Here is a 25,267-nt window from a genome sequence, read left to right as displayed (position 1 = left end):
GGGACAGGACCATGGACAGGACACCGAGCACGCGGGGCGAGTCGGCGAGCCGGGCCGAGAAGTGGCCGGACCTGCCAGCCGCCGTTTCCGAGCGGCACACCGCGGCCGTGGTCGCGGACCGGTTCGACCAGATCACATGGCGCGACACCTACGAGCAGTCGGCCGGCCTGCGCGAACTGGCCGAGGAGTTGAACGAGCGATACGGCTGCGCCACCGACCTCCTGACCGACGTGTTCCTGGCCGCCTACAAGGTCGGCCCGCGGGTGCGCGAGCGCGCGGCGATGGACCCCTCCCGGCTGGTCAACCACCAGGTCATCACCGCGCTCATGGAGTCACCGGAGTTCGCCGAGCTGCGCCGGGAGACGGCCGGCGACCCCTACGCCGCCGCCATGGCCGTACTCGCCCAGGCCGCCGCGCTGCGCGGAATGCTGGACCGCTCCCGGCAGGCCCAGGAACAGGCCGAGCAGGCGAAGGCGTCCCAGCAGGACGCCGAAGACGCGGCGACCGCCGTGAGCGAGGCGCTTCAGCAGGCCGCCGACGAGGCGGGCTCGTCCGACGGGGACGGGGCGGACCGGCCCGACGGGGTCGGCACCGTGCCTGCCCCGGCCGTCGACGCCGTACAACAGGCGATGGAGGCCGCCCAGGCTGCGGCGTCCGCTGCGCGGCGGGCCGCCCAGGACGCCGCGCAGGCTCTCGCGGCGGCGGCCCCCGGTATGCGTGCCGCCGCGCGGAAGGCGGTGGCGAAGGCCGCCGAGGCCGTACGGGAGGAGGCCGGGCTGATGCGGACCTGGGGTGTTGGCCCCGGCGAGCTGGAACGGATGTCGTTCGACCAGCGCGCCCGGCTCGCCGAGCGGCTGCGCACCGGCCGTCTCGCACAGTGGGCCGAGCTGATCGGTCGCTTCCGGCAGATGGCCGGCGGTGAGCGCGCCCGCAAGGTGGAGAACGCACCCGGGGAGCTCGTCGGCGTCACGCTCGGCAATGACCTCTCCCGCGTCATCCCCTCCGAGCTGGCCAACCTCGGCCTGCCTGAACTGCGCGCGGTGTTCGCCGTGCGCTATGCCGCCGGGGAGCTGATGCTCTACGACAGCCAGGGGGAGCAGACCACCGGCCAGGGTGCCGTCATCGCGTGCGTGGACACCTCGCACTCCATGTACGAGGCGGGGCCCGGCGGAGTCACCCGGGAGGCGTGGGCCAAGGCGTGCGCCCTGGCGCTGCTGGATCAGGCCCGCCACGCGGGGCGTGACTTCGTCGGCATCCTGTTCTCCGCCGCCGACAAGATCCAGGTCTTCCGCTTTCCGGCGGGCCGGCCCGCCGGCATCGACCGGATCCTCGACTTCGCGGAGACCTTCCTCGGCGGCGGCACCAGCTACCAGGCGCCGCTGACAGCGGCCGGCGCACTGCTGGAGGAGGAGTTCAACGACGCCGCCCGCACGCGCGGCGACATCGTGATGATCACCGACGACGAATGCGGTGTCACTGAGGAATGGATGCGCGGCTGGAACGACGCCAAGCACCGGTTGGGCTTCCGGGTCTTCGGCGTGGCCATCGGCGCCCCGCGCACCGCCGAAGCCGGCTCGGTCCTGGAGGCCCTGTGCGACAACGTCCGCTCCATCGAGGACCTCACCGACGTCCACGCCGCCGCCGACCTCTTCCGGGTGATCTGAGGACACCGCGTGGAGTCCGAGTCGCGGCGGACGGCCAGTCGAGAAAACCGGTCGACAGACGAGTCCACCAGGCGCTGTGATGGCTTCGACTGCCCGCCGCCGTATGGAGCGGGCCCACCGCAGGAGTTGCACTTGGCAATCGGGAGAACCGCGGACCCGCGCCCCGCGATCGATGCCGAACTGGCCAGACGCCTGGTCGATTCCCAGTTCCCGCAGTGGGCCGAGCTGCCTCTCGAACTACTCGATCCGGCCGGGTCGGACCATGTGATCTACCGGCTGGGGGAGGACCTGTCCGTCCGGCTGCCCCGCCATGCGGGAGCCATCGGGCAGGCCATGAAGGAGTTCGAGTGGCTTCCCAGGCTGGCCCCGCACCTGCCCTTGGCCATCCCGGTACCGGTGGGCGTGGGTGAGCCCGACTTCGACTATCCATGGCCATGGGCGGTGTCCCGCTGGCTGGACGGCGAGGTGGCGACTGCCGAGGCCCTGGCCGACTCGTCCCGGGCCGCCGTCCAACTGGCGCAATTCCTCACCGCCCTTCAGGAATTCGTGCCCGAGGACTTCCCGCTCGAGAACGCCCGCGAGGACCTCACCGGTCGGCCGCTGGCCGACCGGGATCGCGCGACGCGGGCCGCTGTCGCGGAGGTCGACGGTACGTTCGACACCGCGGCCATGACCGCGCTGTGGGACGCGGCGCTGAACGCCCCCGGCTGGGATCGCCCTCCGGTCTGGTTCCACGGCGACTTCCACACCGGCAACCTGCTGACCGTCGACGGCTGCCTCAGTGCGGTCATCGATTTCGGCGGGCTCGGCATCGGCGACCCGGCCTGTGACCTGACCATCGCCTTCACCCTGATGTCTACCGGGAGCCGGGCAGCCTTCCGTGCCGCGCTCGGCGTCGACGACGCCACCTGGACCCGGGGCCGCGGCTGGGCCCTGGCCACCGGCCTGAACGCCTACACCTCCTACGCCGCCGTCAACCCCCGGGTCGCCGCGCAGACCACCCGCCAGATCACCGAGGCTCTGATCGGCTGATCAATCGCTTTCGGGAGGGCCGGTGCTGCGGGTGAGGGGCGTGAGTGCGGACATTCAGGGCTTATGGGTGTGCGCGGGCGCCACCCGACCAGGTCGTCCGACACCGGTGTGGGGGCCAGTCATCTTGCCCTCGTCGACCGGTAACCGCCAGGCAGGAAGCGGTGGCGCATGCGGCCGAGACAACGGAAGCGCAGTCGATCAGTCGAACATCGGGTGTGTCCGACATCGACGAGTTGGTCAAGGCAACCGAGGCCTACACCATGGCGTGTACCGACCGCATCGCCTGCCCGACACTCGTACTCGAAGCCGAGAACGACCAGTTCTTCAAGGGGCAGCCGAGGCGCCTGTTCGACGAGCTGACCTGCCAGAAGGAACTGATCTCCTTCCGTGAGGACGAAGGCGCAGGCGAGCACTGCCACGAGGGCGCGCTCTCCCTGTTCCACCAGCGCACCTTCGACTGGCTCGACACCGAGCTCGCCGGCTGAAGTCTCCCTGGAACGACCACCGCCCATCGCCTGCGGAGCCCGCCGGAGCCGGCGTCATGCCGGTCGCGGTCGTCTCCACAACAACGCGACCGCCAGGAGTCCGGCCAGGCAGGGAGCGATGCCGGCCCAGCCCAGGGCCGGCGGCAGGCCGGTCTCGCCGGAGGTGTCCTTGGTGAGCAGCCCGGTCAGCCCGACGCTTGTGCCGAGCACGAACATCACGGCCGCGGCGGGGCGGGCCCAGCGTTTGCCCGCCTTGACCGCCCAGGCCGTCCCGAGCCACGAGACGACGCCGAACGCTCCGATGGCGGACAAGACGACCAGGTACGTGGTGACGGCCGAGTCGACACGCGTCTGGCTGTACGTGGGATAGCCGGCCCGGATGTGGTCGGCCAGCAGATGGGTGGTGGCGCGGTCGAGGTAGGGGACGATCGTCGCGATGACGGTGAGTCCAAGGCCTGTGTACATCGCTGCGATGGCCAGTCGTTCATGACGTGTCTTCGTCATCAGATTGCCTTCCTTTCGGGGCCCGCGCCGAGGGCGACTCGGAGGAACTCGAGGATCTCCGCCCGGGCGGCCTCGGCCTGCGGCGCCACTCCCGGTGTGCTGAGGAACGCGTGCCTCGCGCCCGGGTATTCGGTGAGCCGTACGGATGTCCCGGCGGCCCGCAGTCGCTCGGCGTAGCGGCGGCCGTGATCGGCCACCGCATCCTGGGTCGGCACCACGAGGAGCGCCGAGGCCAGCCCGTTCAGGTTGTCCGCGTACAGCGGCGAGAGCGCGCGGGCGTCGGTTCCCGGTGGTACGGAGAGCCGCTGGAACAAGCGCAGTTGCGGCATGGCGCGGGTCGGGCTGTACCCGTACTCGGCGATCGAGGCGTAGCCGAACATCGTCTCGGTCACCTCGACCGCGGGGTTGACCAGCACCTGCGCCGTGAGTCGCAGGCCGGCCTCCCGGGCCCGGATCGCAGCCAGGGCACTGATCAACCCGCCGCAGCTCTCGCCGAAGACTGCCGTGCGCGCCGGGTCGATGCCCCACCGCGCGGCGTGCCGCACCACGTGCCGGAGCACGTCCCAGCCGTCGTCGGCGGCCGCTGACAGCGGAGTTTCCTGGTCGAGGAGGCGGTGTTCGACCGAGACGACGAGCGCGGGCAGCTGGGCGGCGAGGTGGCTGTTGACCCAGTCGCTCTGCACCGCCGTGCCCACGAAACTGCCTCCGTGCACATGGAGTACGAGCGGCAACTCGGCCCGGTCGGGGCCCTTGCCGCCGTTCTCGGCCGCCGGCCGGTACACCCGAACCGGCAGCTCGCGGTCGGGCAGCGACACCTTCTGCCATTCAATCGCGGCGCCGGGATCCGGATCCCCGGTGAGCGCCCGCGCCGCGCTGGACGCCCGAAAGTGGTTCTCCGCGTCGCGGTAGGCGGCCAGTTCCTCGGCCGTTATCGCCGAGAAGTCAGGCTCCGGTGGCCGCTTCGCAGCAGTGGCGTCGCTCATGTCTCCTTCTCCCCTTCCCCGGCCGGATGCCGGGTGTGTCGTGGTGGTCATGCCTGCCGGGCGGCGCGCCGGTCGTGCTGCTGCGGTGGGGCGCCGCTGAGGTTCGGCGCTCTCGACCAAGCACATGTCCTCACCGCCAAGCGCTTGTCCTCATTATGCACGCGGTGCGTGCAACGCCAAGTGCACAGGTATGCTGAGTCCGGACGAGAGGAGCGAAATGGCAGGCCGAAGGCGCTGGTCGACCGAGGAGATCCTGGATGCGGCCGCGGAGTTGCTGCGTACGAGCGACGCCGAGTCGTTCAGCGTGCGCAAGCTCGCCGCGGCGCTCGGGACCGATTCCTCCAGTCTCTACCGGCACTTTCGCAACAAGACCGAACTGCTGCGGGCGGTCGCCGACCGGATCCTCATGGCCGCCATGGACGGCTACCACCCCGAGGGCGACTGGAAGCAGCGCATCACCGCCCTCGCCCTGCGCCTGAGGGAAGCATTCGGCCGGCAACCCCAGCTCGCCGCGATCTGGGGCCGCTACGCGTCAGGCGGCAGCGGTTCCCGGCTGGTCATGGAAGAGGTGCTGCAGGCCCTGCGCGCGTCGGGCCTGCCCGACGAGGAGATCCCGGCGCGCTACCACCGGATCGTGATCCTCCTCGCCGCGTTGATCGCCTCCGAGGCCGGGGTCAGCACCATCACCCCCAAAGAGTACGAACAGGGCATGGAGCTGTTCCGTGTCGCGGTACTGGGCGCCGACCCGGAACGCTTCCCCGCCCTGGCCCACTTCGCCCGCGAAGTCCGCCCCCTCGGGGCGGACCGCCGCGCCGCATTCGAGGACATCCTCGCCGCCCAACTCGCCCATATCGAGGCCGATATCCCCTGACGGGTGTCCTCTCGGCGTCCTGACGTTGTGTTCAGCTGGCGGCGGCAGCCTGGGCCCCAGGGTTGACTCGCCCCTGGTTCAGGCGTTCGAGCCGGCCGGGGTGGTACGGGTTGGAAGGGGCCGCTCGGCCGTCGGGGAGGCGGTAGCCGAGGTGCGCCGGAACTCGCTCGGGTTGACGCCCCGGACCCGTTTGAACGCTGCGCTGAACCCGAACGGGTCGGAGTAACCCACGGCGCGGGCAATGTCCGCGACGGTTGCGGCCTCCTGCTCGACCAGTAGGTCTGCCGCGAGCGTCATGCGCCAGTGGGTGAGGTAGGTCAGCGGCGGTTCGCCGACCTGGTCGGCGAACCGCTTGGCCAGCGTCGAACGCGACACCCCGGTCTGCTCGGCCAGCGCGGCGACCGTCCATGGTGCCGCCGGCTCGGCGTGCAGCAGGCGCAGCGCGTGGCCGACCACCGGGTCCCGCTGGGCGGCCCACCAGGCCGGGGGCTCGCCGCCGGGCCGGTCGAACCACTCGCGCAGCGTGCAGACCAGCATCCAGTCCAGCAGCCGGTCGAGTACCACCTGCTGGCCCGGCGCGTCGACGGCGACCTCGGCGGCGAGGTGGTCCAGTACGGGGTCGGCAGTGCCCCCGGTGCCCACGCGCAGCACGACGGGCAGCGCGTCCAGCAGCCGGCGGCTGATCTCGCCGTGCACCGGATACGCGCCGACGATCAGGGTCGTCGCACCGTGGCCGTCGTGGGCGTCCCCGCCGCGGTCGTTCCAGCCGCGCCGGTGCCGGGTCCCGCCCTGCTCGGGCGTCGCGCAGTGCTCGCCGCACGCGATGGGTTCGGCCCGGGTGTCGACCTCGTCGACAAAGGTGAACGTCGCAGGGCCGCGCACGACGACCGTCTCGCGGGCGCGAAGCGGCTCGGGCGAACGGTGCTCCGGCACGATCCAGCCCGCCCCGGTGAGGACGGTGCACAGGGTCAGCGGCGCGCCGTCCACGAAGTGCAGTGCCCAGGGCGGGGACAGGGTCGAGCTGCCGAACAACGAGCCGTGGGCTCGCACCCCGCGGATCAGGTCACTGAACGCGTCCACCTCAGTGAGGTTAGACGAATACGCAGGCGATCCGGCTTCTCGCCCATGGGCTCGTCCGAGTCGGCCGTGTTCAATCGGCGTCATGAGCACCGACGCCAGTTCGCTGACCACCCAGGACCTCAAGTTCCTCCGACGCCCCCTGCACGGGTTTCTGTCCGTGGCCGGGGGGCCACTCCCGCCACAGCCCCGGCCGGTGTGGTTCGAGGCCACGGCCGAGGGCACGATCCAACTGTTCACGGCCCCGGACTCGCTCAAAGTACGTCGCCTGCGCCGCGACCCCCGCGCCTCGATCGTCGTCGCCGCCCCAGTGGGTGAACGCGAGCGCTGGCTGTCGGTCGCCGGCCGCACCACGGTGGAACCCGACGGAGCACACGACCTGTGCGCCCGCCTGGCCGCCCGCTACTGGGACCTCGGCGACCCGGCCCGAGCGGACGACCTCACCGGGATCCTCGCCGCAGACCAGGTTCGTCTCGTCATCCACCCCGAGACCGTACGTCGCTACGTGTATTGACCTCCGCGAGGACTTGTTCAGGTGCGCTGCCCGTACTCTTCTCACCACGGAGCAGCCCCAACAGGAGGCGACAGGACCGGTGCTGTCCACGCCGCTCCTGGACCAACTCGTGACGGCCCGAGCGGGCTTGGGCGGGCTGAGCGGGTGAAGCTTGGGCGGGTCGGGTCAGCGTTTGATGCGGCCGCGGACGGCGAGGGCGCCGAGGGCGATGAGCGTGGGTTCGAGGAGACGGGAGACCATCTCGATGTAGGTGCCGGCGGAGGTGAGGTTCTGTCCGGAGGAGCGGAAGATCACCGAGTTCACGGCAGCACGGGTGGCTTTCTCCGCGCGGGCCCAGGTCATGCGCTGTGACCATGTGCCGTGCAGCGCCGCGGGGTCGGGGGTGCTGGTGCTGAGGCTGATCCGGTTGCCGTGGAGGGTTCCGGTGGTGGCGGGGTCGGGGTCATGGGTGGGCAGGCCGACGCCCATGAGGAGCAGTACGGTCAGCGACATCGCGGCGAACAGCCAGGTGAACGCGCGGGAGGCGCGCAGTCCGTAGCCGGACAGCAGCCAGTAACCCCACAGAATGCGGCGTTCGCCCTTCGGGGTGGCGGTGTCGTCGTGGCGGCGCATCTCGCATTCGCCGTAGTAGAAGTCGGCGGCGCCGGGTTCGTTCTTGCCGTCTTCGAGGGCTTTGCGGAGTTGCCGGTAGAGGGCGGCGACGTCCTGGGGCTTGGGGGTGGAGCCGCGGGCGTCGTGCGGGCGCGGACGCCACTGGCGGGGGTCGTCTCGGGCGGTGATCGCTGGGCGGCAGTGGTGTTCCTCGGCCAGGGTGCGTCGGCGTGTCCACCGCGTCGGGCGGATTCCGCGGCGGTGCCAGCCGGTGGGCGTGGGCGCGAAGACAGTGTGGCCTTCCAGATGGATCTGGTCGAGGTGGAAGGCCCCGAAGAACAGGCAGTCGGTCAGGTCGGTGTCGATCAGTACCAGATGGGCGGCGTCCACCCCCTGTACCGAGGCCACCCGCACCCCGTCGCAGTCGCAGCCGTGTGGCAGCGAACTCTCTTCCACGGCGTCATCCCCGGCAGTGAAACAGGTGGGGTGTGCGGTGACCGCCACCGGCGCCGACAGCACCGCATCCTCGAAGTCTGCCGTGGCGTAGCGCAGGCGCACCGTCGCCGTCGACTCCCACCGCGTCCGCTTGCAGAGCACCTTACGCGCCGCGATCTCCAGCGTCACCGGGTCCTCGAACACGGCCCTGGACAGGTCCACCACTCCCGCGCACACGAATGGCCCTAACTCCGAAGCCACCACGAACCGCGCCCTCCCGAACCCGGCACCGCTGGAGAACTGCGCCCCGCCGAATTCGGTGTCGCCGTAGAACTGTGCCTCGTCGAACCCGGCGTGGCCGGAGAACCGCGCCCTGCGGAACCGGGCACGGCCGGAGAACTGCGCCTCGCCGAATACGGCGCCGCCGGAGAACTGTGCCCCGTCGAATCCGGCGTGGCCGGAGAACCGCGCTGAGCCGAATCGGATGTGGCCGGAGAACTGTGCCCCGTCGAATCCGGCGTTGCCGGGGAACCGGGCCTCATCGAATTCGGCGTTGTTGTGGAACTCTGCCCTGCCGAAATCGGCGTAGCCGGTGAACTGAACCATGCGGAAGCCGGCGTAGTTGGAGAACTTCGCCCTGTGGAACCGGGCGTCGCCGGAGAACTGCGCACCATGGAATACGGCGTAGCCGGTGAACTGAGCCTCGTCGAATTCCGCGTTGCCGGAGAACTGTGCCTTATCGAATTCGGCGTTGCCGGTGAACCGCGCCTCACTGAACTTGGCAGTGCCCATCTGGGGTTTTCTTGTGATGGGGTCGCTGAGCGCCCTCAGAAGCTGTCGAAGCAGGTCTTCGGTGAAAGGGGTGCCGCGGTGGTCGACGTCGGCGCCGGGGGCGAGCCCCACCAGGTAGGCGTCGCGGTCCGTATAGGACAGGTGGGCAAGGCATGCGGTGTGGCCGGGCACGTGGCTGCCGCGGCAGCCGACGGGATCGGCCGCGGCGTCTGTGCCGTGTGCGCAGTACGGCCAAGACGGCGCTATGTGGTCCGGGGGTGTGCTCATGGCGTGGCGGCTCCGCGGTCATGTGCCGGTTCCGGGTCTCGTGCAGGCAGGACGGGCGGTGGGGTCGATGAGTTCTTCCCGCGGTGGAAGGGTTGTACCCCGGGTAAGGGAGCCGTCGTCAACTGGCGCGCCGAACCGCCGTGCGAGCCGCCACCGTTACCTTCACGGGCGGGCCGACGACATCAAGCCGTCCCTTATGCCCACTCAACTCCCAGTTCCACGAGCGCGGCACGCTGCACGTCCGTGAGCTTGTCGCGGCGGCTCTTGGCATTGCTCATGAACACCCCCAGCCTGACGGACACCGGCGCGGCCTCGCCTTCCACCGTGATCTCCTCGGCGTGGGCCCTGGGTACGCGGTGGTGGCCCTCGCGGGCGATGTACTGCGCGAGGGCTTCGACGCCCCGCTGGAAGGCCGCTGACACCTTCCCGCCGCCCTTCGCCGCCGGAGCCGGGGTGGGCCGCTCAGCGGGCGTCACGCCCAGTCCGGACAGCCGCCGCTGCTGTTCCTCGGCCAGCTCCGCCCAGCCACGGCGCTGCTTGGCCAGCCATTTACCGAGGTCATCGCCCTCAAAGAAGACACCTGGTTCGATCTTGGGCAGGATGCCGTCGGCGTCGACCAGGTCGCCGAGCACGCGGTAGTGCCGCTGCCAGTCCAGCGGCCACGTACAGTCCCAGTCGGGGTCGATCGCCGTGAGTTGCTTCGCCCGCTGCTCGGCCCGCTCGGAGTCCTTGCCCAGACCGCCTTTCCGCCTCAGGTTGGCCATGTGCTGCCCGATCGGTACCGGCTCTCCGCTCTCCCCTTCGCCCCAGACGGCATCCTGGCGGGGCGCCAGGTGGCCGTGCGCCCGCCGGTAGGAGCGAAGTGCGGCCAGCTTGGTCTCCCACGCCTCCTCCCCGGGCTCCCACACCATCCCCTCCTCGTCCAGCTGCTCCTTGCGGTGTGCCTCGAGTTCGCCGCCGCGGTGGGCGCGCCGCTGCTGGTGCACCCACCGGCCCAGCGGAAAGCTGGTCACGCCCAGCTGGACCTCGGTGTCGTACGGCACCGCGTGGAGCCCGGTGATGCTGTTCTCTGCCCGCCATCTGCGGAGGGCCTGATAGCCCTGGAGCCATACGGTGCTGTCGGGCCGGATGATGCGGGTGCGTACGAAGGCGGCGATCGTGGCAGGGTCGCGCGGCGCGGCGAAGTTCAGCAGCGCCGACTCGAGCGCGGACTCGCCGTGGCCCTCCTCGCCCTCTTCTTCCACGTTCTTGCCGCCGGCATCGATGATCCGGCCCTTGGCATCGCGTTTCACGTGCGTGCGTCGGCCGGATTCACCCTGCCGGGTCAGGGCGCGGGAGGCGAGCTGCTCGACGAGGCTTTCGTCGTGCGAGCGCAAGCCTTGGAGGATGTCGACGAGGGGCTGGTAGCTGGCAGAGGCGAGCATGTCAGCCGGGTCTTCGCCAGGTTGAAGGAAGATCGGCACGATGATGCGGGCCACCTTGGTGGTGCCGTCCGGGTCGGGACGCAGAGCCCGGCCGATGTTCTGGACGATCTCGACCTGGGAGGTGCGGGTGTCGGCGAAGCAGATCGCTTCCACGCCGCGCTCGCCGGTGATGTCGACACCCTCGCCGAGGACCCGTACCGAGGCGAGGAAGGCCCGGTGCACCCGGCGCCCATTGCCGTCGATGCCGTTGGCGAACTGCCGGATCACCTCTCGCCGCTCACTGACGAGGTGGTCGCCGCACAGCCACGCCGCCCACACCCGATCCACGGGGACATGCCGGAAAGGCTCCAGCTCACCGGCGCTCGCCCCGATCGGGGAAGCCGGACGCCCGGCCGCCTCCGTCACCGCGGATGCCGACACCTCGGATGCGTGCAGATCGGCCGCGGTCTCGGGAAGCTTGGCCGCGAAGGCTTCGGCTTCCTCCACGCGCTGGTGAAAGGTCATCATCGTCTTGATGTTGTGCGCGGCGGCGTGCTCCAGGAGCGCGGCCTGGAGCAGAGCCAGGCGCCGGCCCCGCCGCGCCTCGTCGGACAGACCCACGAAGAAGTCCGGGTCCTCGATCTCCAGCACATCGATCTCAAAACCGGCAAGGATCCCCTTCTCGATCGCTTCTGACAGCCCGAGTTCGAAAATCCACTCGCCGTAGCTGCCCGCGGAGTCACTGTGCATCGACGCGACCTCCAGCTCCCGACCGTCCTTGCCCTTCAGCGGGCGTGGCGAGGCGAGGATGCGCGGGGTCGCAGTCAGGTACAGCCGAAAGTCGATGGGGAGGCGGGTGTTGTCGTGGATGGCGGCCCAGGGTCGGCCGATGTCCCCGGCGGTGCCATGAGCTTCGTCCACGACCGCGAAGTCGAACGGCTCCATGGTCTGGCCGTACAGCCGCTCCCCGCCTGCCAGCGCGGCCTCCAGCGGCCCACGTACCTTCGCTGTCGGGTTGTCCGGGTCGTCCGGGTCGTCCGGGTCGTCCCGGTCGACGAGGGAGGCGTAGGTGGCGAGGACGACGACCGGCCCCTTCCCGGCCCACAGCGCGAGCCGGATCGGGTTCGTGGTCGCCCGTACCCCCAGCCGCCCCAGGACCTCGTCCTTCTCCAGCGAACACACTGCCACCATCGGCCCGTCGTGGCCGACCCGGCGCCACTCCTGCGCGGTCTGCACCAGCAGATCCAGCGTGGGCACCATGACCAGGATCCGGCCGCCCCGGAAACAGTCCAGCGCGGCGGCAGCAGCCGTGATCGTCTTCCCGGAGCCGGTCGCGGACACCACCGTGGCCCGCGCTCCTTGAGCCGGTACGGATGACCGCGCCGGGAAACCCACCCACCTGCGGATACGCGATTTCGCGTCCACCTGATGTTCGCGAAGTCGAACCACAGGCATTGTGTGAACTCTCCCATCGACTTCTTCCCAGGCGGACGTATTCCGGCCGGTGCGGCTGGCAGCCGTCGGCCCCGTAACCTACCACATATGTGAAATCAGCGAGCAAATAACATGCGATCGACGTGCGTATTGATGCGTGTTGATGTGCGTTTCATGTATCATCGAAGGGTGGAGGTGAGCCCTGTGCCCAACGATCAAGACGCCCTGTTCAGTGCGGTCGATGCCCTGCTCGAACAGGTCGCCGACCCGCTGCCGCCGCCCGCCGAGCGCAAGCGCCTGCGGGAGGCGGCAGGGCTGAGTCAGACGCAGATCGCGGAGGCGCTGGACACCCGGCGTGAGTCGGTGGGGAATTGGGAGACCGGCCGGGCCGAGCCGCGGCCGCCGAAGCGCGCCGCGTATGCCCGACTCCTGGAAAAACTCGCCGCCCGCTTTCCCGCCCCGGCTGCCGAACCCTCGCAGGAGGCGGCGGTGGCGCCCGAGACGTTCACCGGTCCCACCCCCTTGGCGGAGGAGTCGCCGGACGGGCGGGCCGCGGCCACAGGTCCGGCCCCGCAGGCTGCGGCCGTGGGCATGGAGAATGCCCCGCAGCGTCGGGCCTCCGTTGCCCCGCCGCGTCCGGTGACCGCTGCCAGGCCGGTGTCGTCGTCGCGCCGCCCGGGTACGAAGAAGGCCGCCCCGAAGAAGGCCGTCCCGGCGAAGGCCGCCGCGGCGGCCGCGGCCGATCCGCGGTTCGCTCATGGGCCGCTTGCCGTCGTGGACGCCGACGAGGACCGTCAGGTTGTGGCGTATTGCGTCGACGGCCTGCTCCTGGACGTACCGGCCAAATCCCTCCCGGCGCTGGTGGAGTGGACGCTGGCGGAGGCGCGGCTCGGCGCGCCGAAGCTGAACGGGTCGGGCAGGGACGCCGACCCGGTGCTCGTGCTCACCGAGGCCGCGCTGGAGCGGTACGGGCTGCCGGTGACGCTGTCGGAGTCCGAGCGGCTGGAGGGACGGTTGCCGGAGGGACACAAGATCCTGGGGCAGCTCGACCGCGCCCACTGGCAGCTGACGAAGCGCGGGTTCGGTCCCTGGGCGTGGATCTACCGTCCCGCCCAGGGGCGGCAGCGGCAGTGCGTACAGCTGTGCATCCCGTCGTGGAACGCGCTCGATGCCCGTTCCTGGGGCGACGCCGCCCAGCTGCCGCCGGCGGAGCTCGCCCTCCTGCTGGGCACCTATGCGCGGCGGGTGATGACGCCGCGCGGCTCCACCGCCGTCACCGGCCTTGAGCTCATGACCGCCCTCAACCCGCCCACGAGGGCGAGCGCGCCGGACGAGAATGGTCAGCGGCACAAGGAACACCGGCCCGGGTCGTTGGGTGAGCACCCGATGGACTGCGCGCCGTGCGAGGCACCCGACGGGCACCCGCTGCTCGCCGACCTGCCCCGCTTCCACCAGCGGGGGCCGGCCGAGATGCTGTTCGAGGAGGCGTACGACTGGGCGCGGGAGCTGACCGACACCGAGTGCATGAAGCGGTTCCTGGTCGGTATCGACATCAACCTCGCCTTCGGCGCCGCCGCCCACGGCGCGGTCGTCGGCCTCGCCACACCGCCCGAGCATGTCACCGACCCCGAGTTCGACCCGGCGCTGCCCGGGGCGTGGCTGGTCGACCTTTCCCATGTCGACCTCTCTCGTGTCCTGGTGGGCAAGCAGTGGCGGCAGCTGGACGGCGAGTCGCTGCCCAGCCCGTTCACGCCCACCGGCGAGCGCCCGACGGGTCCGGCCTGGTACGCGACGCCGACCGTGGCGTACGCGGTGGAGCTCGGCTATGACGTCGCGCCGATCGAGGCCTGGGTGCGCCGGGAGAAGGGCAAGTTCCTGGACGGCTGGTACAAGCGGCTCCGGGATGCGTACGTCCACACCATGGGCGACCTGGGTGTGGCCGAGAAGCTTCCGCCCCAGGAGTTCCTGGCGGCGATGGACGGCTACAAGCAGCGCGACCCGGACATGGCGATCGTCCTGGACGCCATCAAGTCCACCGTGAAGGGCGGCATCGGCAAGCTCCGCGAGCGGGCCCGGGGCGGCAAGCCCGGGGAGGCGTGGCCGGCCCTGTCCCGGCCGACATGGCGTCCCGACATCCGCGCCGTCGTGATCTCCCGGGCCCGGGTCAACATGCACCGCAAGATGATCAGCCTGGCCGCCGCCACCGGCCAGTACCCGGTGGCGATCCTGTCGGACTGCGCCGTATACGCCGCCGACGGACCCTCCCCGCTGGACGTCCTGCCGTACGACGCCGACGGCAAGACGGTGCCGGGCTCGTTCCGGATCGGGGTGTCGCCGGGAATGGTCAAGCACGAGGGCACCCAGACCACCCTGTGGGGCGAGGAAGTTCGCGAGCAGTACAGCCCGAACCTGAACCTGGCCCGGTACATCAAGACAGGCGAAGTCACCGCCAAGGACGACGGAGAATAGGGAGAGCGAGTCGATGGTCACGGTCGGGGAAGGGCTCGACAAGGCGGTCCAGGGCGCGTTCACCCGCCCCATCCCCAAGTCCGCCGGCGCCCAGATGCGCTACCTGGTCAAGCAGCTCAAGGGCACCAGAGCGGTCGCCCAGCTGCTCGGGATCACCCAGCGCACCGTCGAACGCTATGTAAAGGACCAGATCAAAAAGCCCCGCAAGGACCTCGCCAAGCGGATAGAGCACGAGGTCAAAAAGCGCTGGCAGCCCCAGATCCGCGCCAAGGCCAAACAGACCGCGGCCACCACCACCGGCATTCTCATCGACGTCCGCGCCCGCTTCGGCTTCACCGCAGCCCCCGGCACCACCGACGACGCCCGCCTGCGCCACCTCCCCTCTCTCGCCCTGCCACCGCAGCATGCCGCCCGCCTCTTCGAAGCCCAGGAAACCGGCGCCACCGAACAGCAACTGCGCGACATCACCGCCGAGGCCCTGGGCGAGGTCTACTTCCGCGACAACGGCCGCCGCGCCCACGGCCTGGAAGTGGAATTCACCGACCTGGAACACCTGGAGTTCGACCTGTAGATGAGGCGCTGACGGCACAAGCCCCGGGCGGCCTACCCTCACGGAATGACGATCACATACGAATGGCGGGGCGAGTTCGAGAACGCAGCCGTCAACGCGCTGCATGCGGAGGGCTTCAACCATCGGGTCCTGGACATCGACTGGCTGGAGCAGGTCCATCGCCACAGCCTCGGCTGGGTCTGCGCCCGGCGCGACGGTGAACTTGTCGGCTTCGTCAACGTCGCTTGGGACGGTGGGGTCCACGCCTTCATCCTGGACACCGTGGTAAGGGGCGAGCTTCGCCGCTCCGGGATCGGGGCCGAACTGATCGCCGCAGCTGTCCAGGGCGCCCGGGCGGCGCAATGCGAGTGGCTGCACGTCGACTTCGACGAGCACCTGCGGGCGTTCTACTTCGACGCCTGCGGATTCAAGCCGACCGAGGCGGGCCTTATCGCGCTCTGATGCGGATGCGCTGGGGCATGAGCGTTACGCCTTGATCAGTGCTTCACTCGGTGCCGGCGCCCTGCTGCGGGTTCTTGATCCCGCGGTCGGGGTCGACGACGGGCTGTCCGTTCCGGTCGATCAGGCCCGTTGCCCTCAGCTGTTCTTCGCCCACCGAGCTGTTGAGGCTGGTGCCGGGGATGATGCCCAGGTGCACGGCGTAGCCGTGGATGCCGTCCTTGGGCCAGCGGCGGTCCAGTTCGACGGCGAAGAGCACGTTGGCGGTCTTGGACTGGCCGTAGGCGAGGAAGCTTTGGTAGCCGGTGGCGAAGTGTAAATCGTCCCAGCGGATGTCGGTGAGCCGATGGCCGCCGGAGGACAGGTTGACGACGCGGGCCCTGCCGGCGGCGCGCAGTGCGGGCTGCAGGGCCAGGGTGAGCTGGAAATGGCCGAGGTGGTTGGCCGCGAACTGCGTTTCGTAGCCGCGTGCGTCGAGTTCCAGGTTCTCGTGGAGCGGGACGCCGGCGTTGTTGATCAGGATGTGGAGCGGGCGACCGGAGGCGGCATACCGGGTGGCGAAGGCTTCGATGGAGGCCGGGTCAAGCAGGTCCAGCCGCTCGACCTCGACGCGTTCGATGCCCTCGAGCGCCTGTGCGGCGCGGTCAGGGTCGCGCGCCGACGGTGACGGACGCACCGGCCTTGCTGAGGGCCCGGGTGGTCTCCAGGCCGATTCCGGCGTGGCCGCCGGTGACGATGACGTTGGTGCCGGTCAGATCGATGCCTACGAGGACTTCGTCGGCCGTCGACGCCGCGGTGAAGCCGGATACGAGGGGCTGCTGTTTCTGGCGCATACCTCCACGCTAGGGGCCCCGGGTGAGCCCTGAATGGTTGTCAGTGCGCGATTCTTTCACGATCGTTCAGGTGTGATGAGTGATCCGCTGTCCGAAGTGCTGGATCTCGTCGAGATCCGGGGAGTGATGTCGAGTGGCTTTGCCACTGAGGGGGCCTGGCTGGCCCGTGGCCCCCTCGTCGATCACCCTCTGAAGTTTGTCGCGGTGGCCCGCGGCCGCGTCCGACTGACCACGGATGGCGACGGTGGGCAACTCACTCTGGAACCGGGTGATGTCGCGATCCTCAACAACCGATTATGGATGGAGGTCCGGAGAGGCGGCGACGACGAGCCCGCTCATGAGATCGACGTATCGCGACCAGGTTATGCCTCCCTGCACGACGGTGGCACCGACGTGGTCTTGGGTGGCCACATAGTTCTGAACGCCATCGGTCGGACCCTGCTCCTGCGGGCGCTTCCGCCGGTCGGGGCATGTCCGGGCCGCGACCACCACCGTTCCCCTGCGAGCCAGGCTGGATCAGCTGCTCGACGAGGTGGCCGGCCACCGCATCGGCTCTGCCTTCGCCATCCGGCAGCACGGACAGCTGCTCGTGCTCGACATGCTGCGCGTCTACCTCGACCAGACCGCGCTTCCTCCCGGCTGGCTGCGCGTGCTGACGGACGAGCGATTGCACGCAACGGTGACCCTCATGCACGCCCAACCGGGCGAAAACTGGCGGCTGGAGACGCTGGCACAGGCAGTGGCGATGTCGCGCACGGCATTCGCCACACGTTTCCGGGCTGTGGCGGGCATGCCTCCGCTCACCTACCTCAACCGCTGGCGGATATTGCTGGCCCAGCGTGCCCTGCGCGATGGGGACGGCCACGTCGGCGAGTTGGCATCGGTTCTGGGATATGCATCGGAAGGCGCCTTCAGTACCGCGTTCAAGCGTGTGGTGGGAGAGTCGCCGCTGCGGTACCGGAAACGTGTTCGTGAGGGAGGTCCCTTCGGCGCCGAGCAGAAGCGGTGCTGTGACCATGCTGTCGGCGAGGACGGCTCCTGAGACGGCCGTGGCCGTCGCGATAAACGTGCGCCCGGCTGCGGACGCCGGCGTCGGATCAGCCCCCGCACCGTTCTGCCGCCATTCTCGCGAACGAGTCGATGTCACACGCGTCAAAGGCCTCCATGATGGACACCGGCGCACCGCACTCCTGCTTGACCAGACTCACGATCTGCATGATGGACAGAGAGGTCGCTGCCAGATCGAAGAAGTCCTTGCGCACGTCGAGGGTGTCGACGCGCAGGACTCGACGCACGATGTCGAGCACGCACTCGTAGGGGCTGTCCTGCATCGAGGCCCTTCCTCCCGCTGTGGACGCCGTCGCGGTGACGGTTCGCTCACCCGGCTCAGGGGAGCTCAGAGAGACAGACTGCTAAGAAGGCGGCCGCAGTGCCCGTACCACATGGGAAACGATCTCCTCCATGGCGTCCTGTACGAAGAAGTGGCCTCCCGTCACACCCCTGGCCTCGAAAGTGCCGGTCGTGTGGGAACGCCACCCTGACACCGCCTCGGCGCCGACGATTGGGTCGTCGTGGCCGACGAACGCCGTGACCGGGCTCTCGAGTTGTGGGCCGGGCTGGTGCTCGTACGTCTCGTACCAGGTGAAGTCCGCCCGCAGCACCGGGAGCAGCAATTCCATCAGCTCCTCGTTCTCGGCGATCTCCGGCGGAGTACCGCCCCGGGCCCGGAGCTGCTGTACGAGCTCCGCGTCGTCGAGTGTGTGGAGCTTGGTGGCAGAGCGCGGCACGTCCGGGGGAGGCTCCGCGCTGAGGAACAAGCGGGTCGGCGCGGGCTGTCCTCGCTCTCGCAGCGCGCGGGCGAGCTCGAAGGCGAGCAGAGCCCCGCCGCTGTGGCCGAACAGTGCGAACGGCGTGTCGGCCGTGTGCGGTGCGATCGCGTCGGCGAGTTCGTCGACCAGCGCTTCGAAGCAGGTCTGCGGAGGCTCTACGAAGCGGTCCTCGCGCCCCGGCAGTTGCACCGCCCACAGCTCGACGTCCAGCGGCAGCACATCCGCCCAGGGCAGGAACGCCGATGCGGCGGCGCCCGGAAAGGGAAGACAGAACAGGCGATGGTGCGCGTTGGGCCGACGAACTCTGCCCAGGCAGGGTGTGTCGAATGCGAACGTAGCCACCGGCCCAGCTAATCACACGGTCCCGGCCTCTCGTAATGCCACGCATCCCGCATCCTGTAGTCGGCGTCCTACGATGTGGGAATGGACCAGCGGCCACTGTCGTTCAGCCAGGAAGCACTGTGGTTCCTCTGCCGACTCCAACCGGACAGCCCCTTCTACAACATGTCGCGCGGCTACCGGCTGTGCGGGGCGCTGGAGCGACAGGCGCTGGAGAACGCGTTCGCCGATGTGGTGCGCCGTCACGCCATCCTGCGAACCAGGATCGGCGAGCGCGACGACCGCCCCGAGTTGATCGTCGATCCGCCGCAGTCCCGCTGGACCTTCGAAACGGCCGACGTGAGCGGGCTGCCGACGTCACAGCGGCAGGCGGAAGTGTCACGACTCAACCTCGAGCTCGCTCGGCGCCCGTTCGACCTCGCTCATGACCTCCCCGTCCGCGCACGGCTTACGCGTCTGGACGAGACCGAGCACTTGTTGCATGTGGTGTTCCATCACATCGTGGCCGACCGGTGGTCCCTGGACCGCGTCTTCGCCCCCGAACTCGCCGGACGGTACGCCGACCACCTCGCGGGTGACGCCGCGCCGATGCCGGAACTCGCCACCCAGTACTGGGACTTCGCCCGTCGGCAACGTGAGGAACTGACCGAGGAGAAGTGCCGGAGTCGGCTCCGCTACTGGTGGGATTCGCTGATCGGCGCCCCGGCGGTGCTGGAGGTGCCCGGCGACCGGCCTCGCCCTCCGACGCGGGGGTTCCGAGGCGAGACGTACGCCTTCTCACTCCCCGATTCCCTGGTGAAGGGAGCCCACGAACTGTCGCGGCAGGGCCGCACGACGATGTTCATGACCATGCTGACGGCGTTCGCCGGGGCCGTGGCGCAGTCCACCGGCACCGACGACCTGATCATCGGCGTACCGGTGATGAGCCGGGGACGGTTCGACCACCCTGAGCTGATCGGCATGTTCGTCAACACGCTGCCGCTGCGCATCGACCTCCGTGAGGGCCCGTCCGCCCTGGCCGCGCTCAAGCGGGTGCGCTCTGCGGTGCTCGGGGCGCTCGGAAACGGTGAGCTTCCGTTTGAGCGGATCGTCGCGGGGCTGGACATCGACCGTGACCTCTCCCGCAATCCGCTCATCCAGGTCGTGTTCCAGTTCGAGGACGTACCGCCGGGGGCGCGGTTCACCGAGCCGCAGGTCTTCGCGGAACCGGTCGGCGTCTCGTCGCGGTCGATCCGTTTCGACCTCGAACTGCATATGTGGCTGCGGGCTGATGGCGGTGTCTCGGGCAAGGTCGCCTACGCCACGGATCTCTACGACCGGGACACGATCGCGGCGCTGGTGAGCCGGATCGAGAGGGTTCTCGGCGCGATGGTCGCGTCCCCCGACCAGCCCCTGCCGGGTGTTGCGGCGACGCGCGGCCGACGGCCGTCGGACGGGTCGGCCACATCCGTGCCGCGGGTGCGCCGCCTCGATGATCGGCCGGATGCGGCCGTGTCCGCGCCGGACTCCGTCGCACGGCCGCTGACCCCCGCGGAGCGTCTGGTGCTGGACGTCTGGCAGGAGGTGCTCGACGTCACCGGCATCCGCCCCGGCGACAACTTCTTCCACGTCGGCGGCAGCTCGCTGCGTGCCACCCGGGTCGCCGCCCGGCTGCGCCAGCGGCTCGACCTCGAGGTGCCGCTGCGCCTGCTGTTCCAGTACCGCACCGCCGAGAAGCTGGCGGCGGCGCTGCCGACCGCGCCGAAAGCGGCGGGCGGCGAACTCACCGGCATCTCCCGGCCCGCCATCCCACCGCTCTCTTTCGGTCAGGAACGGCTGTGGTTCCTGGACCAGTTGGTGCCGGGCAGCACCGCCTATGTCATGGGCACCGGGTTCCGGCTCGTCGGCGACCTCGATCCGGTGGTGCTCCGGCGCGCGCTCGACGAAGTCGTCCGTCGCCACGAGGTCCTGCGGACGTCCTTCCCGCTGGACGTGTCCGGGCGCCCCTGGCAGTCGGTCGCGTCGGCCACGTCGGCCACACCAATCGCTCTTCCGGTGGTAGAGGCGGCCCAGGCCACCGACGAGGACATCACCGATACGGTGGTCCGCCTGGCCCGGGGGCGTGTCGAAGAAGGCTTCCCGCTGGCGTCCGGCCCGCTGCTGCGGGCCACCCTCTTCCGCTTCACCCCGCGGCTGCACGCGCTCGTCCTGCACATACATCACTCAGTGTGCGACGCCGTCTCCCTCAACCTGATCGCTCGCGAGATCGCCGCCCTGTACACCGCCTTTGTCCAAGGGGTACCGCCGGCTCTGCCCGAGCCGCCACTCCAGTACGCCGACTACGCCACCTGGCAGCGGCAGCGGGCTCAGGGTGCCGGGGCCGAGCGGGAGATCGCCCACTGGCGCCGCCGGCTGGCCGGGCTGACACCGCTCGACCTGCCCACGGACCGGCCGCGCCCGGCAGTGCAGAGCCTGACCGGCGGAAGGTACTCCTTCAACCTGCCCCAGGACCTGACCCGGGCGATGGCGCGGTCCGGTGAGGGCGAGGACGGCACACCGTACCTCGTCATGCTCGCGGCCTGGGCCACGCTGCTCGCCCGATACTGCGACCAGGACGATGTGTGCGTCGCCACGCCAGTCGACAACCGGACCCGGCCGGAGCTGGAACAGCTGGTCGGGTTCTTCGCCGACACCGTCGTCATGCGGATCGACCTCGGCGGCGACCCGTCGTTCCGTGAGCTGCTGCACCGCGTGCGCGACACGTTCCTGGAGGCGCACGAGCACCGGAACGTGCCCTTTGAACGGCTGGTGGCCGAACTCCCCGTGGAGCAGGACGCCAGTCGTAACCCACTGGCCCAGGTGGCCCTGGTCCTCCATGACGACCGTGTGCCCGCCATCGGCCTGGGTCCGGTGCGCGCTGCGCCGTTCGGCCTGTCCAACCCGGCCACGCGGTTCGACCTCGAACTGCATATGCGCATCGAGGCGGACCGGACCCGCTGCCTGCTCACCTACGCGGCCGACCTGTTCGACGAGAAGACCGTCGCCCGTATGGCCCGGCACCTGGTGAATCTGCTCGGTGCGGCCGTCGCCGCCCCGGAGCGGCCGGTGTCCCGGCTGGAAATTCTCGAACCCGAGGAGCGGCACGAACTGCTCGTGACGTTCAACGACACCGACATCGACCTCGGCGGGTTCGCCGCGCTCCACGAACTGGTGGAGGAGCAGGTACGCCGCTCCCCGGACGCTCCGGCCGTCGTCTTCGGCGACCGTACGCTCAGCTACTCCGCACTCGACGCCGGTGCCGATCACCTCGCCGCGCACCTGCGGGACCTGGGCGCCGGTGCCGAGCGCATCGTGGCCGTCTGCCTGGAGCGGTCCTTCGACCTCGTCACGGCGCTCCTGGCGGCGCTGAAGTCCGGGGCCGCTTTCATGCCGCTGAGCCCGGACGACCCGCCGGGACGCCTCGCCGCACTCCTCGACGACGCGTCCCCCGCCGTCCTGGTCACCTCCGAGTCGCTGCGTCGGCGACTGCCCGTGGACCTGCCCATGGACCTGCCGGTGGTGGTCGTCGACGCGGTCCGGGCCGAGGAGCCGCGGCCACCGGCGCCTCGGACGGCCGCGCCGGTCGAGCCGCGCCGGATGGCGTACGTGCTGTACACCTCCGGGTCCACCGGAAAGCCGAACGGGGCCGTCAACACCCACGAGGGCATCGTCAACCGGCTGCGCTGGATGCAGGCCCAATTCCCGCTCGACGCGGGGGACGCCGTCCTGCAGAAGACGCCGGTCACCTTCGACGTCTGCGTGTGGGAGTTCTTCTGGCCGCTGATCTCCGGGGCCCGGCTGGTGCTGGCCGAGCCCGGCGGACATCGCGATCCGGACTATCTCGCCCGGGTCATCCGGGAGCAGCGGATCACCACGGTGCACTTCGTACCGTCGATGCTCCACCTGTTCCTGGCCCGGCCCGGGGTCGAGGAGGCCACCGCGTCCCTGCGCCGGGTGCTGTGCAGCGGGGAGGCGCTGGACCCCGGGTTGCAGGAGCGGTGCCGGCGCAGGATCGCCGCCGACCTGTACAACCTGTACGGCCCGGCTGAGGCCGCGGTCGACGTGTCCTTCTGGCGGTGCCGGCGCGGTCCCCGTCCGGACACCGTGCCCATCGGCCGCCCTATCGCCAACACCCAGCTCTATGTGGTCGACAGGCATCTGCAGCCGGTGCCGGCGGGGGTACCGGGCGAGCTGTGCATCGGCGGTGTCGGCGTAGGCCGTGGCTATCTCGGGCGTGACGCCCTGACCGAACTCCGCTTTCCGCCCGACCCGTTCCGCCCCGGCCCCGGCCGACGGCTGTTCCGGACGGGTGACCGGGCGCGCCACCGCCCCGACGGGGCACTGGAGTTCCTGGGCCGCCGCGACGACCAGGTCAAGCTGCGCGGAGTCCGGATGGAACTCGGCGAGATCGAGGCGGCGCTCACCGCCCACCCGGCGGTGGAGGCCGCGGCCGTGGCACTGCGTGCGGACACCCCCGGCGGCCCCCGGCTGGTGGCCTACGCCGTCCCCGAGCCGCGGCGGGCGGGCGTGCCGCGGCGCCTGGCGGGTTTGGACCGCACCGGCCGCGCCATGGGGCAGCACAGGACCGTGCTGCCGGACGGTACGCCGGTGTTCCACCGGCATGGCGGAGAGACCGCCTTCATGTACGGCGAGATCTTCACGGCCCGTACGTATGCCCCGCCCGGTGTCCGGCTGCCGGACCGTGCGGTGGTCTTCGACGTCGGCGCCAACATCGGTCTGTTCAGCCTGTTCGCGCACCGCGACTGCCGCGATCCGCTGGTGTACGCCTTTGAACCCGTGCCCCAGGTGTGCGACACCCTGCGCCTCAACGCCGAGCTCCACGGCATCGACGCGCGGGTGTTCGACACGGCGCTGGGTGACCGGCCGGGGACCGCGGAGTTCACCTTCTACCCCGGTGTCTCCATGCTCTCCGGCCGATACGCCGACTCCCTGCTCGACCGGCAGCGGGTGCGTACGATCGCGTCGAAGGATCTCGGGCCGGCCGTCTCCGGACGGGATGTGGAGGACATTCTCGACGCGCGGCTCGGCGTGACCCGGATGACCCGACCCGTCATCACCTTGTCGAGCGTCATCGAGGAGCAGGGGATCGCCCGGATCGATCTGCTGAAGATCGACGTCGAGCGCGGCGAACTGGATGTGCTGGCCGGGATCGCCGACGGGCACTGGCCACTGATCCGGCGGATCGTGATCGAGGTGGACGATGCCGACGGCCGGCTGGCCGCCGTGCTCGAACTGCTGCGGTCGCACGGCTACACGGTGGCCGTGGACGACAACGCCGGCCAGGCGGCTGCCGACGGGCTGCGCGTGGTCCACGCCTCGCACGCCTCGCGTGAGGCCGCTGGGGCGCGTGAGCCCGCCGGGCCGCGCGGGAGCGGCGGGTGTGACGGGCCGGGCACCGACTCGGGCCGGGAGGACGAGGTCGGTCGGCTGCTCGGAGAAGACCACGGCGGCCCCGAGGAGAGGTACCTCAGCCCCGACCGGCTCGGCGGTGACCTCCTCGCGTTTCTGCGTCACCGACTGCCGCTGCCCATGGTGCCCTCGACCGTGGTGTTCCTCGACGAGTTGCCACTGTCGCCCAACGGCAAGACCGACCGTCGGCGCCTGCCCGCGCCGGGCGACCGCCCGGAACAGCGCGGTGCGGTGTCCCCGCGCGACGACACCGAGCGCGCCCTGACGGAGTTGGCGGAGGGGCTGCTCGGCGTGTCGTCGTTGGGCGTGACGGACGACTTCTTCGCGCTGGGCGGCCACTCGATCCTCGCCGCACAGTTGATGGCCCGTGTCGAGACCGCCTTCGGCCGCCGTCCCTCCCTGGCCGCTTTCCTGCGGGAGCCGACGGTCGAGCAGCTTGCCGGATCACTGCGCGCGGACCGGTCCCCGGATCCGGCCCCCGACGGTGTCGTACGGCTCCGCGCGGGCACCGGCGACCGGCCTCCGCTGTTCCTCTTCGCACCGCTGGGCGGCGGAGTCCTTTGCTACCGGGACCTGGTCCGGCACCTTCCGCCGGGGCCCGCCGTGTACGGGCTGCGGGCCCCCGGCTTGGACGAGGGCACCAGCCCCGAGAACGACCTGGCGCGCCTGGCCGCCCGTCAGGCGGCGGTCGTCCGACGTGTGTGGCCGACCGGACCGTATCGGCTGGCGGGCTGGTCGTTCGGTGGTGTTGTCGCGTTCGGGGTCGCGTGCGAGCTCGTCCGGGAAGGACTGCGCGTCGAGCCGCCGGTGCTGATCGACAGCTATCCGGTGGTCGAACCGGCCACGGCCGGGCGCAGGGCGGCCGAGTTCGTCGCCACGTTCGCCCGAGAACGAGGACTGTCGGCTCCGCTGACACCGCAGCGGTCCGCCGGCACCCAGGACGACGACCCGCTCGGATGGATCATCAGCCGGCTGCGGGAGATCGGCGTGCCGCCGCGGGAGATCGACGACGAGGAGATCGCCCGGTACTGGCGCGTCTTCGACGCGGCGGCACGGGCCGCCGAGCGGCACCGGCCCACCCGTTTCCCCGGACCGCTCCTGCTGCTTCGGCCGCGGCGCCCGGGACGGCCGCAGGCCGGTCCGGCGGGCGGTTGGGGCGCTCTGGCCGACGGCGGGGTGGAGGTGCGCCGGGTACCGGGCGACCACTTCACTGTCCTGGGCGCCGACGCGGCCGCGGAACTCAGCAGGATGCTGGCCTGCTGACCGGACCGGCCCGACCGGCTGACCG

General features: G+C 70.4%; 19 protein-coding genes and 1 pseudogene. 11 read left to right on the top strand and 9 right to left on the bottom strand.

Annotated elements, in window-relative coordinates; all coding sequences use genetic code 11:
- Positions 1-11 precede the first annotated feature (11 nt).
- The 3 genes from ACFV2X_RS00365 (at position 12) to ACFV2X_RS00355 (ending at position 3,181) form a co-directional block, all read left to right on the top strand.
- A complete protein-coding gene (locus ACFV2X_RS00365) occupies positions 12-1,664 on the top strand; it encodes a VWA domain-containing protein (RefSeq protein WP_385609581.1) in 1,653 nt (550 codons plus the stop codon).
- 132 nt (positions 1,665-1,796) lie between these two features.
- Positions 1,797-2,696 (top strand): aminoglycoside phosphotransferase family protein, encoded by a 900-nt coding sequence (locus ACFV2X_RS00360; RefSeq protein WP_385609579.1) that lies wholly within the window; start codon positions 1,797-1,799, stop codon positions 2,694-2,696.
- Between the two features lie 215 nt (positions 2,697-2,911).
- Positions 2,912-3,181, top strand: a complete 270-nt coding sequence (locus ACFV2X_RS00355) for a hypothetical protein (RefSeq protein ID WP_385609577.1) — start codon at positions 2,912-2,914, stop codon at positions 3,179-3,181.
- Between the two features lie 54 nt (positions 3,182-3,235).
- Here the strand turns inward: ACFV2X_RS00355 and ACFV2X_RS00350 are convergent, their stop codons facing one another.
- Both ACFV2X_RS00350 and ACFV2X_RS00345 read right to left on the bottom strand, forming a co-directional pair.
- Complete coding sequence (locus ACFV2X_RS00350) at positions 3,236-3,685, bottom strand: hypothetical protein (protein ID WP_385609576.1); 450 nt, start codon at positions 3,683-3,685, stop codon at positions 3,236-3,238.
- Positions 3,685-4,668: an alpha/beta hydrolase gene (locus ACFV2X_RS00345; protein ID WP_385609574.1), complete on the bottom strand. Its 984-nt coding sequence runs from the start codon at positions 4,666-4,668 to the stop codon at positions 3,685-3,687. The genes ACFV2X_RS00350 and ACFV2X_RS00345 overlap by 1 nt, the downstream gene beginning before the upstream one ends.
- A 217-nt stretch (positions 4,669-4,885) precedes the next feature.
- Between ACFV2X_RS00345 and ACFV2X_RS00340 the strand changes: the two genes are divergently transcribed.
- A complete protein-coding gene (locus ACFV2X_RS00340) occupies positions 4,886-5,539 on the top strand; it encodes a TetR/AcrR family transcriptional regulator (protein ID WP_385609573.1) in 654 nt (217 codons plus the stop codon).
- Positions 5,540-5,617: 78 nt separating this feature from the next.
- On the opposite strand, the gene ACFV2X_RS00335 is transcribed toward ACFV2X_RS00340, so the two are convergent.
- Positions 5,618-6,619, bottom strand: coding sequence for a cupin domain-containing protein (locus ACFV2X_RS00335; protein WP_385609572.1), 1,002 nt, complete (start codon positions 6,617-6,619; stop codon positions 5,618-5,620).
- Positions 6,620-6,701: 82 nt separating this feature from the next.
- Between ACFV2X_RS00335 and ACFV2X_RS00330 the strand changes: the two genes are divergently transcribed.
- On the top strand, positions 6,702-7,130 hold the full coding sequence (locus ACFV2X_RS00330; protein ID WP_385609571.1) for a pyridoxamine 5'-phosphate oxidase family protein: 429 nt from the start codon (positions 6,702-6,704) through the stop codon (positions 7,128-7,130).
- A gap of 165 nt (positions 7,131-7,295) precedes the next feature.
- Here the strand turns inward: ACFV2X_RS00330 and ACFV2X_RS00325 are convergent, their stop codons facing one another.
- Together ACFV2X_RS00325 and ACFV2X_RS00320 are read right to left on the bottom strand one after the other, a co-directional pair.
- Complete coding sequence (locus ACFV2X_RS00325; RefSeq protein ID WP_385609570.1) at positions 7,296-9,215, bottom strand: pentapeptide repeat-containing protein; 1,920 nt, start codon at positions 9,213-9,215, stop codon at positions 7,296-7,298.
- 194 nt (positions 9,216-9,409) lie between these two features.
- Positions 9,410-12,073, bottom strand: a complete 2,664-nt coding sequence (locus ACFV2X_RS00320; protein WP_385609568.1) for a Helicase associated domain protein — start codon at positions 12,071-12,073, stop codon at positions 9,410-9,412.
- A 183-nt stretch (positions 12,074-12,256) separates the two neighbouring features.
- Between ACFV2X_RS00320 and tap the strand changes: the two genes are divergently transcribed.
- Genes tap through ACFV2X_RS00305 form a run of 3 tightly spaced genes read left to right on the top strand, consistent with a single transcriptional unit; the run spans position 12,257 to position 15,533 of the window.
- Positions 12,257-14,521 carry a telomere-associated protein Tap gene (tap, locus tag ACFV2X_RS00315; protein WP_385609567.1) on the top strand — a complete coding sequence of 755 codons (2,265 nt, stop codon included), beginning with the start codon at positions 12,257-12,259 and terminating at the stop codon, positions 14,519-14,521.
- A 13-nt stretch (positions 14,522-14,534) separates the two neighbouring features.
- Positions 14,535-15,092, top strand: a complete 558-nt coding sequence (gene tpg / locus ACFV2X_RS00310; protein WP_385609566.1) for a telomere-protecting terminal protein Tpg — start codon at positions 14,535-14,537, stop codon at positions 15,090-15,092.
- 45 nt (positions 15,093-15,137) lie between these two features.
- Positions 15,138-15,533 (top strand): GNAT family N-acetyltransferase, encoded by a 396-nt coding sequence (locus tag ACFV2X_RS00305; protein ID WP_385609565.1) that lies wholly within the window; start codon positions 15,138-15,140, stop codon positions 15,531-15,533.
- 43 nt (positions 15,534-15,576) lie between these two features.
- On the opposite strand, the gene ACFV2X_RS00300 is transcribed toward ACFV2X_RS00305, so the two are convergent.
- On the bottom strand, positions 15,577-16,206 hold the full coding sequence (locus tag ACFV2X_RS00300; protein ID WP_385609564.1) for an SDR family NAD(P)-dependent oxidoreductase: 630 nt from the start codon (positions 16,204-16,206) through the stop codon (positions 15,577-15,579).
- Positions 16,175-16,363, bottom strand: coding sequence for a hypothetical protein (locus tag ACFV2X_RS00295; RefSeq protein ID WP_385609562.1), 189 nt, complete (start codon positions 16,361-16,363; stop codon positions 16,175-16,177). Before ACFV2X_RS00295 ends, ACFV2X_RS00300 begins: the two co-directional genes overlap by 32 nt.
- Positions 16,364-16,396: 33 nt before the next feature.
- Between ACFV2X_RS00295 and ACFV2X_RS00290 the strand changes: the two are divergent.
- Positions 16,397-16,777 (top strand): annotated as a pseudogene (locus ACFV2X_RS00290) (cupin domain-containing protein); the annotation flags it as partial.
- 118 nt (positions 16,778-16,895) lie between these two features.
- Complete coding sequence (locus ACFV2X_RS00285) at positions 16,896-17,405, top strand: helix-turn-helix transcriptional regulator (protein ID WP_385609560.1); 510 nt, start codon at positions 16,896-16,898, stop codon at positions 17,403-17,405.
- Positions 17,406-17,460: 55 nt separating this feature from the next.
- Here the strand turns inward: ACFV2X_RS00285 and ACFV2X_RS00280 are convergent, their stop codons facing one another.
- Positions 17,461-17,694, bottom strand: coding sequence for an acyl carrier protein (locus ACFV2X_RS00280; protein ID WP_385609558.1), 234 nt, complete (start codon positions 17,692-17,694; stop codon positions 17,461-17,463).
- A gap of 81 nt (positions 17,695-17,775) precedes the next feature.
- Complete coding sequence (locus tag ACFV2X_RS00275) at positions 17,776-18,534, bottom strand: thioesterase II family protein (protein WP_385609556.1); 759 nt, start codon at positions 18,532-18,534, stop codon at positions 17,776-17,778.
- 81 nt (positions 18,535-18,615) lie between these two features.
- Between ACFV2X_RS00275 and ACFV2X_RS00270 the strand changes: the two genes are divergently transcribed.
- Entirely contained in the window at positions 18,616-25,242 is a 6,627-nt protein-coding gene (locus ACFV2X_RS00270) for an amino acid adenylation domain-containing protein (RefSeq protein WP_385609554.1), read from the top strand.
- The last annotated feature ends 25 nt before the right edge of the window (positions 25,243-25,267 follow it).

It is taken from the genome of Streptomyces sp. NPDC059679 (genome assembly GCF_042734105.1).
Taxonomy (GTDB): Bacteria; Actinomycetota; Actinomycetes; order Streptomycetales; family Streptomycetaceae; genus Streptomyces.
The sequence above is the reverse complement of the archived record's forward strand: the minus strand, read 5'-3'. Positions and strand labels throughout refer to the sequence as shown.